Below are 12,678 nucleotides of genomic sequence, written 5' to 3' on the forward strand. Positions count from 1 at the left end.
CGGGATGGCGGCTGCAGTGATGGCAGGCATTACTCTTTCATGTACTCCAGTAACGCTTTAGAGGCTTCATAGTCATTGGCGACCACGTCTTCAGTGAGTTTACCGCTGATCCAATAAATACCAGCACCGGTGGTGGCACTCAGCTCTTTAATCCGATCAGTAGAAAGCGCTTTTTCAGCGATCTCAGCGATACGATTTTTGATGTGCTCTGGTGTGCCTTTTTTAACAAACAGGCCGTTCCAAGTGGTTTGGCTGATACCGGTTTGTTCATTTAGTGTGGCAACATCAGGCGCAATACTAAGGCGATCGCGGGTCAGTGATGCGAGCAGTTTAACATCACCGGATTTCAAGCAAGCAAGAATCTGCTGGGTGGTAGTGTTGATGACGTCAGCATCGCCGTTAGCTAACGTGGAGCAGTCGTTAGAGTCGAATGCGGCATTGGATGAGAATTTAATTCCCTCTTGCTCGGCAACTTTAAAGGTGATTGCGGTTGGCAGTGCTTGATAACCAAAGTGACCGAGTGACACTTTATGTTGCTGCGAGTATTCAGCGAGCTCGTCTATATTGTTATAGGCGGAATCTGCTTTGGTGGCCAAGACAAAGGGGTAATCTAGAAAGATACCAACCGGCTCAAAGGTGTCTTGTTTATAAGGTGCATTACCGGATAGCAGATGAGTGGTAAGAATATCGGCCACAAAAGAGCCGATGGTCAGACCATCAGGTCGAGCACGGGATACATCTGATGCACCCACAATACCTGCGCCGCCAGGTTTGTTGACAACAGTGGCGGGTTTACCGGTTTCTTTAGCCATCTCTTCCGCGATGATGCGGGTGAGAATGTCTTCTAGATCACCAGGAGGCCATGGCACAACGAATTTGACGGGGCGATTTGGGTAGTCGGCCGCGGCAGCGACCGAACTGACAAAGGGTGTGGCGGCAAGCGCGGCGAAAGCACAGGCTTTTATTATTGTCTTCATGGGCGTTCCTCTAAGTTTTCTTGATTGTTATAAATTATTTTTTTAATGGCACGATCAGTACTGGGATTTCGCTATGGTGAATCACCTTTTGGGCCGTTGAGCCCAGAAAGACGCGAGACATGGACGAGGTTTCTCTATCTCCCATAATGATCATGCTTGCATTCAATCGCTTAGCCGCTTTCAGGATAACCTGATCGGGCTTGCCAGGCGAAACTTGAATTGTTGGTTCATAAGGCAGTTCGAAATCATCATCGAGCTCACTGCTAAGAAATGCTTTTATGCGCTCGCCGATACGCTGCCTGAAACTGTCGATCAATTGCTGCTTATGTTTTTGCGATGCATTGACCGGCAAGAAATCGTCGATAAAATCATCCATCGGTTCGAGTGCGTGCAGGAATACGATACGTGCGTGGTTATTAATCGCCTGTTTGACGGCCATCCGAAACGCCGGTCGGCTGCCTTCAGTGATATCACTGGCGTACAGAATGGTGTCGATGTCAGGTAGCATATTAATAGTCCGTTTGAATTCTTCTTACATCTCATTACAGAGCAAAACGTCACCACTGAATATCAACCATATGGTTGATCGGGCTTTTCTACGATCTTATCAGCAGCAGAACCGCCTCATCCGTTTGTGCAAATTATCTCTGTGTAACGGTGAGCGGGTTCTGTTGCGGCCCAATGACGTTGCTGTCTGTGATCTATTTAAGCGGATTTGTTGGGGGTGGCACTATCGACCAAAGGGTTGAGAGGGGTAAGTTAAGGACAAAAAAAAAGAGCTTGCCGGAGTAAGCTCTTAAAAGCCTTCAACAGAAGACGTGCGAAACGACGCACTCACTGGATGTTGCTGCAAGTCTATTCATGGTGTCAGTGGTACGCTGCCTGTCGAGCCAGAACAACAGACTATGCTATTAAGCCTGTTCGCTACACTGTTCGGTATCGACCAAAGGGTTGAGCCAAGATCGCTGTTACCACCGGGCGAACCATTAACCTTGGTTAAGGCAGGCGAGTGTGAACTGTTTCTTGCCTCGGCGTAGTAGCACAAAGCGTTGATGCAGTGCCACGGCTGGCGTAATCGCTTGATCGGCATCTGTGGCGGTGACGCCATTCAGTTGTACCGCGCCAGCAGCGATAAATTCTCGCGCCTGACGGCGTGAGGAAGCCAGATCTGAGCTGACCAGTAGATCCGTCAAGGTCATGGGCTGGCTCACTTCGCAGCAGGGCAAACCGTCCTGTTCGAGTTGCTGAAACTCCGCCAGGCTTAGGTCCCCGACTTGACCACTAAACAGCGCGCTGGAGATTCGTTGAGCCTGTTCAAGGGCACAATCACCATGCACGAGGCGGGTCATCTGTTCGGCTAGAATACGTTGCGCTTCGGGTTTTTGTGCCCGCTGTTGATCATCTTGCTCTATTTGCTGAATCTCTTTGAGAGATAAAAAGGTGTAATAACGCAGAAAGCGGTACACATCGGCATCGGCGGTATTGAGCCAAAACTGGTAGAAACCATAGGGCGAGGTCTTGTGTGGGTCGAGCCAGATAGCGCCGGATTCTGTTTTACCAAACTTGGTACCATCGGCTTTAGTGATCAGCGGTAAGGTTATGCCGAATACCGATTGTTGATTGAGGCGACGGGTTAGATCAATGCCGGCGGTGATGTTACCCCATTGATCATTACCGCCAATCTGTAGCGTGCAGTCATAACGGCGATTCAGTTCGGTAAAGTCGTAGGACTGAAGCAAGCTATAGGAAAATTCAGTAAACGATATGCCTTGATCGGGGCGCTCGATACGTTGCCGCACGGACTCCTTATTAATCATCGCATTGACGGAGAAATGCTTACCGATATCACGCAAAAAAGACATGATATCCATGTCAGCCATCCAGTCGCCATTATTGGCAATGAGGGCCGCATTATTCGTCTTATCAGTATTGATAAAGAGGGATAGCTGATGGCTAATGCTTTGAATCCAACGATCGACGGTTTCGGCCGTGTTGAGGCTGCGCTCAGTCGCTTTAAAGCTTGGATCACCAATCATGCCGGTGGCACCACCAATCAGTGCGACGGGGCGATGGCCTGCCAGTTGAAACCGCTTTAACATCAATAATGGCACGAGGTGGCCAATATGGAGGCTATCTGCGGTAGGGTCAAAGCCACAATAGAGCGTGCGGGGCTGTTGTAGGTGTTCAGCCAGTATATCGATGTCGCCACTGTGTTGGGCGATCAGTCCTCGACCCTGAAGGTCATTAAGTAGGGTGTTATCGGTCATTTGGGTGTCATTATTGGTAATTTAACAGTAAGCGGGGCGTTTACCCCGCAACGGGCAGAGATTATTTGTTGATATTGATAACCTGCAGACGGGTATATTCGAGCATCCCTTGCTCGCCAAACTCGACACCGAATCCAGACATTTTACAGCCACCAAAGGGTGCGTGCGGCAGTACTTCGGCATGGCCATTGATCCACGCGGTACCACATTCAAGGCGGTTGGCTAATTGCGTAGCGGTGTCAATATCCGCCGACCAGATAGAGCCGCCAAGGCCTACATCGGCTGCATTGGCGCGGGCCAGCGCTTCTTCAACATCCTGATAACGGATAATTGGCAGTACTGGGCCAAACTGTTCTTCATCGACTAAGCGGGTACCGTCAGTTATATCGGCGACCAGGGTTGGTGGGAAGAAGTAGCCTGGGCCTGCTAGTCGTTCGCCGCCGCACAAAATCCGAGCGCCCTGTGCTTTAGCATCATCAACCAAGGTGGTGACGATTTTTAATTGATTCGCATTCTGTACGGGGCCAAAGGTCACCTCAGCGTCCAGACCATTGCCGACTACCTGCGCTTGGGCCAGTTCGACCAACTTGTTACACAGCGCATCATAGATATCATCATGGACATAGAGGCGCTTAAGGGCTGCGCAGGTTTGTCCCATATTGAGGAAGGCGGTTTGAAAAATACCTTCGGCCACGGCATCAACATCGACATCAGGCAAAATAATTGCCGCATCATTACCGCCAAGTTCTAATGTCAGGCGTTTAAGGTTGGTGGCGGCGCTGCTCATAATCCGCTGACCGGTAGGTGTTGAACCGGTAAAGACTATTTTGCTGATGCCGGGGTGGCTGCTGATCGCGCCGCCGATTTCAGCTTGGCCGGTGACCACATTGAGCACCCCAGCAGGCAGGACTTGGTTGATCAACTCTACCAGCCTGAGGGTGTTCAGTGGGGTATATTCAGAGGGCTTGCAAACAACCGTATTACCGGTGCGCAGGGCCGGCATGATATGCCAGATGGCGATCATTAAAGGCCAGTTCCAGGGGGTAATAGAGGCGACAACACCCAATGGCTTATGATGTGCTTCAATCCGCTTATGCTCGCTATCTTCGATAATGTCGACGGGGATTGGAAGGTCGGCATTGTAACGGGTCCAAGCGACGGCACCGGTTACTTCTGCATGGGCAAGAAACATCGGTTTGCCCTGTTCCAAGACAATGATCTCAGCTAGTTCATCGGCATTGGCGGCGATAACATCCGCGATGCTGTGCAACAGCGCCTGACGTTCGGCATCAGGGGTGTGTTGCCAAGATTTAAACGCTTCGGCAGCGGCTTCTACCGCCTGATCGAGCTGATCAACAGAGGCCAGTGGGGCAGACGCAACCATCGTTTCAGTTGCAGGGTTGAGCACATCAAACTGACCGGCGTCGCCGCCCGTCTGTTGGCCATTAATAGTGAGTGAAAAATGAGTTTGCATCTGGGTCTCCTTAAAACAGATGAGCCCTGCATGCAGGGCTCTGTATCACTGGGTATTAGCCTCGGTGATTAGAACGGTACGATAGCGATGACCTGAGCATAAAGATTATCATCGTCGCTATTTTGAGTCTGATTGTCATTATCCGGTGAATAGATGCCGATCAGCGGGCTGATAATCAGGTGATCGTTGACCACCCATTCAGCATAAATATCCAGCTCTTGGCCTTCAGAGTTGGCGCCGAAGGTGCTTGAATCACTGAAGTCAAAGAACAGTGCGCCTACTGATAGCATTTCCGTCGGTGAAGCTTTTAGGGCTAGGTGTTGAATGGTAGCGGAAGAGCCAAAAGGTCCAGCATAGTTCGCGGCGACTTCACCTTGGAACCATGTGCCGTAGCCACGGTTAAAGCCGAAGAACAGCGAGTCGAAATTATCATCATAACGGGTATAACGATAACTCAGTTGCGGTGACCAGGTGGTCTTTGCAAAGGTCCAGCCGGCTTCGGCATACCAAGCATCAGCATCAACACCCGAGCCGCTTTCTTGATTGACAAATTCAGCTGATAAAAAGAGGTTCTCAACGCCAGCATTACCTTGGTAACGAATGCTGTTGGTGGTTTGGCCATCACGGTCGGTGGCAACTTGATCGGCATCTAAGCCTTTCAGGTGCATGACGCCGAAAGTACCTATATCGTTGTTATACTCAACGTTGATACCGGCCATCTCGACATTATCTTGCATGGCATTGTCGGATTTAAACCAAAACATATCCGAGCGGAAACCCTGTTCGCCGCCAATTTTAAGCCAAAAGGTTTGGTCGAATGCTTTACGGGCTGCGAGCCAGTAAGCCCCACCTCGGTTATCAGCAAAAGACGGCAGAGTTTCACCGCTACCAACGTTTAAGGCGTCGCCGTTGATGAGGAAACCATCACCGATGGTGATGTTCTGGCGGCCTAACGAAACATCAATAATGCCGCTGCGAATACCGATAAAAGCATCTTCGAGTGCCGTGCGCCGTTCACTACCATCGGTATTGCCTGCCGCATCGCCATCACCCCAGGTGCCGGATGAAACAACATTAAGGCCACCGTAAACGGTGCTGTCATCATTGAGTGCATGACTACCACTGAACCCGGCTTTTATATAGCCTTCCTGCCAAGAAGAGTCATTACCCGATTTGCCGAAATAGTTTTCGTTACTACTGAAGGTACCAAAAACCGCTTCAATGTCTAGGTTAAGCTGCGAACCGTCATCGTCATAAAGGTTGTAGGCAGAGGCGCTACCTGATGCGAGGGCAATGGCGGCACCCAAGGCAACGGTAGAGAGTTTATGTGTAAAGTGTTGAGTCATCGATATGATCCTCCAGGGGATTCTTTGTTTTTGTATCACAGCACCACCGACTGAAGGGGGGAAGGCCGGCAGATATGCTGTAACTGTATTCGACGCGTATTTAGTCGAGAAAGTAATCAACCGTATGGTTGATTTGGACCGTTTTTTGTTGCCTGTGAGTGTTGCTGCGGCATACTGACAAGCTTGCATCGCTAGCCCTGTGGATCAGACATATGACAGCACCTAAATTTCCCAATGAATTTCAGCGAAAAGCGTTAGCCCTGATTAATGATCTAATGCCGTTAAGCGAGTTGGTGTTTTTCTTAGTTGAGCCGGATATGCGCCATCGGGGTGCGGTGGTGTATAAAAGCGGTGCGGATATTGAGAAACAGTATGAAGCGGCCTATAGCCAAATGGACCCGTTAAATCCCGAACGCTTTACCAATCGGGATGATCGGGTGGTAACCTTGGATTCACAGATGTCACCCCACTTATTGAAGCAGACCATCTATTATCAAGAGTTTATGGTGCCCAATAATCATCGTTTTGTGGCGGATATGCTTTTTCGGCATGAGGGACGCATTATTGCGGTACTGACGATGTTGCGTGAAGCGGGATTGGGCAACTACAGCACCCATGAACTACATCTGTTGCGCAGCCTACAGCCGTTCCTTGAATACAGTTTAAATGCGGTATATCTGCCGCATCGCAATGATGAACGACAGTCTATTACCGATCACTATGCGCTAACCGAGCGGGAACTCGATGTGCTTGAGTTATTGTTAAGTGGTTCGAGTAATAAAGAGATTGCCTTGGCGCTCGGCCTCGGGCTTGCCACCATTAAAACCCATCTACATAACATCTTTCAAAAAGTCTCGGTGCAATCTCGCAGCGAACTGATCGCCAAGATTTTACCGTTGTTGCAGCTGTAACGACGCACAAATTAAGCTCTTCTTGCCAGCAATTTTTTCGCTTCCACCTTTTGATGGATACCCGATTCAGCGTCTAAATTAGATACTCCTGTCAGCACTCATCAGGGCCAGTCCTGATGTTAGGCAGGATAATAAAATGTTGAACACTGTAAATACTGAACTGTTACACCGTCGTTTTAAAGTGATGGGTAAAAGCTCGCCACTATTTTATGAACGTCCTCTACAGTTGGTACGAGGGGAAGGGGTTTGGTTATTTGACCCTGAAGGCAACCGCTATCTGGATGTCTACAATAACGTCCCCCACGTTGGTCACTGTCACCCGAAGGTGGTGGCCGCACTGCATCAGCAGGCGAGCACGCTCAATATTCATACACGTTATCTGCATAACAATATCGTCGAGTATATGGAGCGGCTGACGGCCAGCTTTGGCGAAGACTTATCCATGGCAATGCTGACCTGTACGGGTAGCGAAGCGAATGAATTAGCACTGCGAATGGCCCGTTTTTGTACCGGTCATCAGGGCATTATCGTTACCGATTTTGCCTATCACGGAAATACCGAGGCGGTGGCCGAACTAGGTACCGGTTTTATGCCGGAAGCCAAGCTGACAAAGCGGGTTAAATCCTTTGCTATACCGGATTCTTATCGTGGTGTGAGTGGGGTTGATGAAGCGGATTTAGCGGATCGCTATGTCGCTCAAGTACAGCAAGCAATTGATGAATTTGAAGCCGAAGGGATTAAGGTGGCAGGGATGTTGGTGTGCCCTGATTTTGCTAATGAAGGCCTATTAACCGTACCCAAGGGTTTCCTTGAACGAGCCACAGCGTTGGTACGCAAAGCCGGTGGCGTGTTGATTGCCGATGAAGTACAAGCGGGTTTTGGTCGTAGTGGGAAACATATGTGGGCCCATCAATGGTATGACCTGACACCGGACATCGTCACCTTGGGTAAACCGATGGGCAATTGTCACCCTTTGGCTGGGGTCGTCGCCCGTGGGGATATGATTGAAGCCTTCAGTCAACAAGCGATGTATTTTAATACCTTTGGGGGGACACCCGTCTCCTGTGCTGTGGGTATGGCGGTGTTAGATGTGTTAGCGGAAGAGCGGTTAATGGAAAACGCCGTTTCTACCGGTGCCTATGTGAGTGCTGGGCTGCGTAAATTACAGCAGACATATTCGCTCATCGGTGATGTTCGGGATCTCGGGATGTTCTTTGCCGTTGAGCTGGTGCAGGACTTAACCACTAAGCAGCCCGCCATTGCGGAAGCTCGCCGAATAATCAATTTGATGCGCGAACGGGGCGTGTTGATCAGCACTATTGGGGTTTACGATTCCATCTTGAAGCTGCGCCCGCCGATGCCGTTTCAGCCTGAACATGCGGATATTCTTCTTTCGACCTTGGATGAAGTGCTGTACCTAGTCAGTCAGGAGACCAGCGCATGAGTTGCTTTTATAGCTTAAGCCCGGCCCAACAGATTGACCAGCTACAGTCGTTAGCGGTGCAGGCATTATCACACTGGCCTTTCGATGTGGCGCAGATAGAACCGATTAAATATCGGGAGAATGCTGTATTTGAGGTGCTCACCACCGAGGGGGTGCGCTATGCACTGCGCATCCACCGACCGGGTTACCATAGCTCTCGGGCGCTGCATTCAGAGTTGCAGTGGATGGCGGCACTGATTGATGCCGGGGTGTTAGTGCCTGAAGTGATACCTACGGCAAACGGGGAACTACTCGTCACTGAGCAGGTTGATGCTGTGCCGGAACCGCGTCAGATCGACCTGTTTGCTTGGATCGAGGGCGCTCCGCTGGGGTGTGTTGAGCAAGGCGTGAGTGATGATATCGAACAGCTGGCCCAGTTGTATGGTGCGATTGGTGAAACCGCGGCCCGGTTACATAATCAGGCTTGTGATTGGTCGCTGCCCGATGGTTTTGAACGTCATGCGTGGGATTGTGACGGTTTGGTGGGTGAACAGCCTTTTTGGGGGCGTTTCTGGGAGCTTGAGTTGCTGACCGTAGAACAGCAGGCGTTGATTATCGCGGCGCGAAAGAAGGTTCAGCAACTGTTAGCGCCGTTACCCAAGAACGAGCAAAATTTCAGTATGATCCATGCGGATTTTGTACCGGAAAATTTGATCGCTGATGGTGTAGGGGTGCGCTTACTGGATTTTGATGATGCGGGTTTTGGCTGGCATATGTTCGAGCTGGCCACAGCGCTCTACTTCATTGTCGATGAAAAGGGTTACGAGACCGCAAAAGCGGCGTTGGTTGATGGTTATCGACAGCAGCGCGAACTGAATGATAGCGACCTAGCCCAGTTAGAACTTTTTCTAACGGCCCGTGGTTTTACCTATCTTGGCTGGATACGCAGCCGTCAGGAGACCGAAACTGCGCAAGCCTTAGCACCAGAATTGATTCGTCGCGCTTGCCAGCAGGCCGAGCGGTTTCTAGCGGCGCACTAAGTTTTTCAGTAAACAACTAGGCCGCGGCGGTAAACCAAGACGTGGCCTTCGAATACACGGCGGCGATTGAGATCGCTAGAAAAAGCGCAAATATGCTGGAATTGAAACTAGGGGGTCGGTGCCGTTATTCTGCTTAACGAGAAGATCGATGACGATCATCATGGATGTCCATTATTGACTGATCGCTTTTACCGGCAATAGATTGCTGAGCTGCTGCTCTATCGAGGCTAGGCAGACTGACACGCTGAGTGGCAGCAAATTGTTATAAGGGTGTAATGCATAGACGGGGTTAATGGGGAGTTGGTAGTCGCTAAAGATTTCTCTGATGGATGATTTTGACTGCTCAAGTAAGAAGTCTGGTATTAGGCCAATACCCGCGCCTTCATGGATGAGCGTGGTAGCGGTGTTGAACGAATCAACTTTGCACAATGTGGAGGGTGAAAACTCAAATTTATCGTCTGTTTGGCGATGCAAAAATTGATGATGGATCGCCGAGCCTTGCCAAATATTAGCGATATACAGCGTATTTTCATTCACGCCTTGCTCGATTATATCGGCGGCGGCACAGAGAACATCTCTAAATTCGCCAAGACGTCTTTGCTTTAATGTACTACTGCTCGATTCACCCACCCTTATCGCTAAATCTATATCATCAGCGACGATCGCCAACGGTTGATCGCTACTCAGTAGTTCAACGTTAAGTAATGGGTGCTGCCTGATGGTGCGAGCGATAGCGGGGGCAATTAATGAACTCATTAATGCGTCGGGCGCAGTGATTCTTACAATTCCTTGAGCCTCTGCACGCGTACTTTTTGCTTCCTGCCATGCGGTATCGGCAAGGCGATTGAGTTCTCGGCAGTGTTGGTAGAAGGCTTTTCCTGCCACCGTTAATGACTGCCGTCGCGTCGTGCGCTTCAAAAGGGCAATGCCCAGTGCCTGTTCAAGCCCCGTGAGATGCTGACTAATAACGGATTTGGACAGCTGGAGGTGCTCAGCGGCTGCGGTAATAGAGCCCTGTTCGACGACGTGTGCAAAAACCGACATATTGCGTAGCTGAATCATTTTATTGTTCGCTAAAATGAAACAAACAATTCTGATCTGTTTGTTTTTTCGTGTCAATCATCCCTTTATGCTGATGTCAGATTATTCAATAAATCGAGGAAACAGCATGTCTACAGCAAATGAATTAGCACTCTGTAAAGAGGGTATTAGTGCTTGGCAGCAAGCCTTTAACAACCAAGATGCAGCAGGCTGTGCAGCGCAATATACGCAAGACTCTGTGATGGAGGCTCGCCCTTTTGGTCTATTCAATGGTCGGAGTGAGATTCAAGCATTCTGGCAAGGGATCATCGATCAAGGATTCGCAGAGGTTGAGTATTTAGATGTTAAATGGGTCGAAGCCGAGGGCGGTTATCTATTAAGTTCGCGCTGGACGATGAATAAAGCCTTCGGGGTTGTTCACCGTGAATTATGGGTGATTGATCGTGATGGTAAGGCCCGTTTAGCGGATGACTTATTTGAAGTACAGGGTGAACGATAACGAAGCGTAGAGTCATAGTTGAGATTCTCGATCACCTTTTAGCGATGCTGAAGTGAGCATGCTTGAATAAACGAAATGTCATTTTAAAGATAAATAGCCGTGCCGATAACTTAACATGTTAACTAACTTGATGTACTATCGAGTAATAGGTCGACCGATTAGGTCGGTTCAACGGGGCGCTGCCCGATAACGTTAAACGAGATTGCTATGAAATTAGAATTGAATGACAGCTCTTTGCTAAAGACTAAAGCGTTTATTAATGGGCAGTGGGTTGAAGGTGATGCGGGCGATCGTTTTCCCGTATTAAACCCTGCAACCGGTGCTGTTGTGGCTGAAATTGCGAGTGTGGGACAGGCGGAAACCGCGCGTGCTATTGCCGCAGCGGATGCGGCGATGCAGAGCTGGAAAGCGTTGCCGGCCGGTCAACGTTCTGAGGTATTGGAGCGTTGGCATGGACTGATTATCGACAATATCGATGATCTGGCGGCTATTATGACGATTGAGCAGGGTAAACCTGTGTTTGAATCTAAGGGTGAGGTGCTTTATGGCGCCTCTTACCTGAAATGGTTTGCCGAAGAAGGCAAGCGCATCTATGGCGATATTCTGCCATCGGCAAGCGACCGTCGTAGTATCGTGATTAAGCAACCAGTGGGTGTGGTCGCGGCCATTACACCCTGGAACTTCCCTAATGCGATGATCACCCGTAAGGCGGCGCCTGCTTTAGCGGCTGGTTGTGCCATCGTATTGAAGCCTGCCGGAGAGACACCGCTGTCGGCATTGGCGCTGGCTGAGTTGGCTGATCGTGCAGGGTTACCTGCCGGTCTGTTCAATGTGTTGCCGAGCGCTCGCTCATCTTCTGTTGGTGGTGAGATGACATCGAATCCAACGGTTAAAAAACTGACCTTTACCGGTTCGACCCCAGTGGGCAAGCTGCTGATGAAACAGTGCGCCGATACGGTGAAGCGTACCTCTATGGAGCTGGGCGGTAACGCACCCGTGATTATCTTTGATGATGCCGATCTCGATCTGGCGGTCAAAGGTGCGTTGATCTCTAAATACCGCAACTCAGGTCAAACCTGTATCTGTGCTAACCGGTTGTTGGTTCAGGAAGGTATCTATGATGCCTTCGTCGAAAAATTTGCGGCGGCCGTCAAAGAGTTCCGTTTAGGCTTTGGCTTTGATGCTGACACTACGCATGGGCCGGTTGTTTCTGCCAAGGCGTTAGGCGATATCGATACCATAGTGCAGTCTGCGATTAAGCAGGGTGCTAATGTGGTGACCGGTGGTAAACCATCGACACTGGGTAACTGCTTCTACGAGCCGACCATACTGACCGATGTGAACGACAGCATGGATATCTTCTCACAAGAGATCTTTGGCCCTGTGGCACCGGTGTTTAAGTTTAGTACCGAAGAGCAGGCTATTGCGATGGCTAACGATACTGAGTTTGGCCTAGCGGCTTATGTTTTCACTGAAAATGTTGGCCGTATCTGGCGCGTGTCTGAAGGTATCGAGTATGGCATGGTGGGCGTCAATGAAACGGCGATCAGCTCTGAAGTGATCCCCTTTGGTGGCGTGAAAGAATCTGGCCAGGGACGTGAAGGCTCCAAGTATGGTCTGGATGATTATCTGGAAACGAAGTACATCTGCATGGGTGGTTTACAGCGTTAATTAACGGCGCTAACGTCACCTTAGGGTTT

11 protein-coding genes are annotated in these 12,678 nt (G+C 49.9%); 5 read left to right on the top strand and 6 right to left on the bottom strand.

Going from position 1 to position 12,678, the window contains the following annotated elements; all coding sequences use genetic code 11:
• Positions 1-29: 29 nt before the first annotated feature.
• The 5 genes from EH243_RS00975 to EH243_RS00995 form a co-directional block, all read right to left on the bottom strand.
• Positions 30-977 (bottom strand): tripartite tricarboxylate transporter substrate binding protein, encoded by a 948-nt coding sequence (locus EH243_RS00975; protein ID WP_126156761.1) that lies wholly within the window; start codon positions 975-977, stop codon positions 30-32.
• A 34-nt stretch (positions 978-1,011) separates the two neighbouring features.
• Positions 1,012-1,485 carry a universal stress protein gene (locus EH243_RS00980; protein ID WP_126156762.1) on the bottom strand — a complete coding sequence of 158 codons (474 nt, stop codon included), beginning with the start codon at positions 1,483-1,485 and terminating at the stop codon, positions 1,012-1,014.
• Positions 1,486-1,963: 478 nt separating this feature from the next.
• Entirely contained in the window at positions 1,964-3,244 is a 1,281-nt protein-coding gene (gene tyrS / locus EH243_RS00985) for a tyrosine--tRNA ligase (protein WP_126156763.1), read from the bottom strand.
• A gap of 61 nt (positions 3,245-3,305) precedes the next feature.
• Positions 3,306-4,718, bottom strand: coding sequence for an aldehyde dehydrogenase family protein (locus tag EH243_RS00990; protein WP_126156764.1), 1,413 nt, complete (start codon positions 4,716-4,718; stop codon positions 3,306-3,308).
• A 68-nt stretch (positions 4,719-4,786) separates the two neighbouring features.
• Entirely contained in the window at positions 4,787-6,064 is a 1,278-nt protein-coding gene (locus EH243_RS00995) for an alginate export family protein (RefSeq protein WP_126156765.1), read from the bottom strand.
• A 212-nt stretch (positions 6,065-6,276) separates the two neighbouring features.
• On the opposite strand from EH243_RS00995, the gene EH243_RS01000 reads away from it, so the two are divergent.
• The 3 genes from EH243_RS01000 (at position 6,277) to EH243_RS01010 (ending at position 9,438) form a co-directional block, all read left to right on the top strand.
• On the top strand, positions 6,277-6,975 hold the full coding sequence (locus EH243_RS01000) for a helix-turn-helix transcriptional regulator (protein WP_126156766.1): 699 nt from the start codon (positions 6,277-6,279) through the stop codon (positions 6,973-6,975).
• 136 nt (positions 6,976-7,111) lie between these two features.
• Positions 7,112-8,419: an aspartate aminotransferase family protein gene (locus EH243_RS01005; RefSeq protein ID WP_126156767.1), complete on the top strand. Its 1,308-nt coding sequence runs from the start codon at positions 7,112-7,114 to the stop codon at positions 8,417-8,419.
• Positions 8,416-9,438, top strand: coding sequence for a phosphotransferase enzyme family protein (locus tag EH243_RS01010; protein ID WP_126156768.1), 1,023 nt, complete (start codon positions 8,416-8,418; stop codon positions 9,436-9,438). The genes EH243_RS01005 and EH243_RS01010 overlap by 4 nt, the downstream gene beginning before the upstream one ends.
• 171 nt (positions 9,439-9,609) lie before the next feature.
• Here EH243_RS01010 and EH243_RS01015 read toward each other — a convergent pair whose 3' ends face one another.
• The gene (locus EH243_RS01015) at positions 9,610-10,500 is read right to left on the bottom strand and encodes a LysR family transcriptional regulator (protein WP_126156769.1); all 891 of its coding nucleotides are present in this window, start codon (positions 10,498-10,500) and stop codon (positions 9,610-9,612) included.
• Between the two features lie 106 nt (positions 10,501-10,606).
• On the opposite strand from EH243_RS01015, the gene EH243_RS01020 reads away from it, so the two are divergent.
• Positions 10,607-10,978, top strand: a complete 372-nt coding sequence (locus tag EH243_RS01020) for a YybH family protein (protein WP_126156770.1) — start codon at positions 10,607-10,609, stop codon at positions 10,976-10,978.
• A gap of 207 nt (positions 10,979-11,185) precedes the next feature.
• Complete coding sequence (locus EH243_RS01025) at positions 11,186-12,649, top strand: NAD-dependent succinate-semialdehyde dehydrogenase (RefSeq protein WP_126156771.1); 1,464 nt, start codon at positions 11,186-11,188, stop codon at positions 12,647-12,649.
• Positions 12,650-12,678: the final 29 nt, after the last annotated feature.

Origin of the sequence: Amphritea opalescens, assembly GCF_003957515.1 — a bacterium.
GTDB classification, from domain to species: Bacteria; Pseudomonadota; Gammaproteobacteria; order Pseudomonadales; family Balneatricaceae; genus Amphritea; species Amphritea opalescens.

Bases quoted from the DNA above. Each gene is read 5' to 3' on its own strand.
- EH243_RS01015 (WP_126156769.1), bottom strand. From the start codon at position 10,500: ATGATTCAGCTACGCAATATGTCGGTTTTTGCACACGTCGTCGAACAG.
- tyrS (WP_126156763.1), bottom strand. From the start codon at position 3,244: ATGACCGATAACACCCTACTTAATGACCTTCAGGGTCGAGGACTGATC.
- EH243_RS00990 (WP_126156764.1), bottom strand. From the start codon at position 4,718: ATGCAAACTCATTTTTCACTCACTATTAATGGCCAACAGACGGGCGGC.
- EH243_RS00980 (WP_126156762.1), bottom strand. From the start codon at position 1,485: ATGCTACCTGACATCGACACCATTCTGTACGCCAGTGATATCACTGAA.
- EH243_RS01005 (WP_126156767.1), top strand. From the start codon at position 7,112: ATGTTGAACACTGTAAATACTGAACTGTTACACCGTCGTTTTAAAGTG.
- EH243_RS01000 (WP_126156766.1), top strand. From the start codon at position 6,277: ATGACAGCACCTAAATTTCCCAATGAATTTCAGCGAAAAGCGTTAGCC.
- EH243_RS01025 (WP_126156771.1), top strand. From the start codon at position 11,186: ATGAAATTAGAATTGAATGACAGCTCTTTGCTAAAGACTAAAGCGTTT.
- EH243_RS01020 (WP_126156770.1), top strand. From the start codon at position 10,607: ATGTCTACAGCAAATGAATTAGCACTCTGTAAAGAGGGTATTAGTGCT.
- EH243_RS00975 (WP_126156761.1), bottom strand. From the start codon at position 977: ATGAAGACAATAATAAAAGCCTGTGCTTTCGCCGCGCTTGCCGCCACA.
- EH243_RS01010 (WP_126156768.1), top strand. From the start codon at position 8,416: ATGAGTTGCTTTTATAGCTTAAGCCCGGCCCAACAGATTGACCAGCTA.
- EH243_RS00995 (WP_126156765.1), bottom strand. From the start codon at position 6,064: ATGACTCAACACTTTACACATAAACTCTCTACCGTTGCCTTGGGTGCC.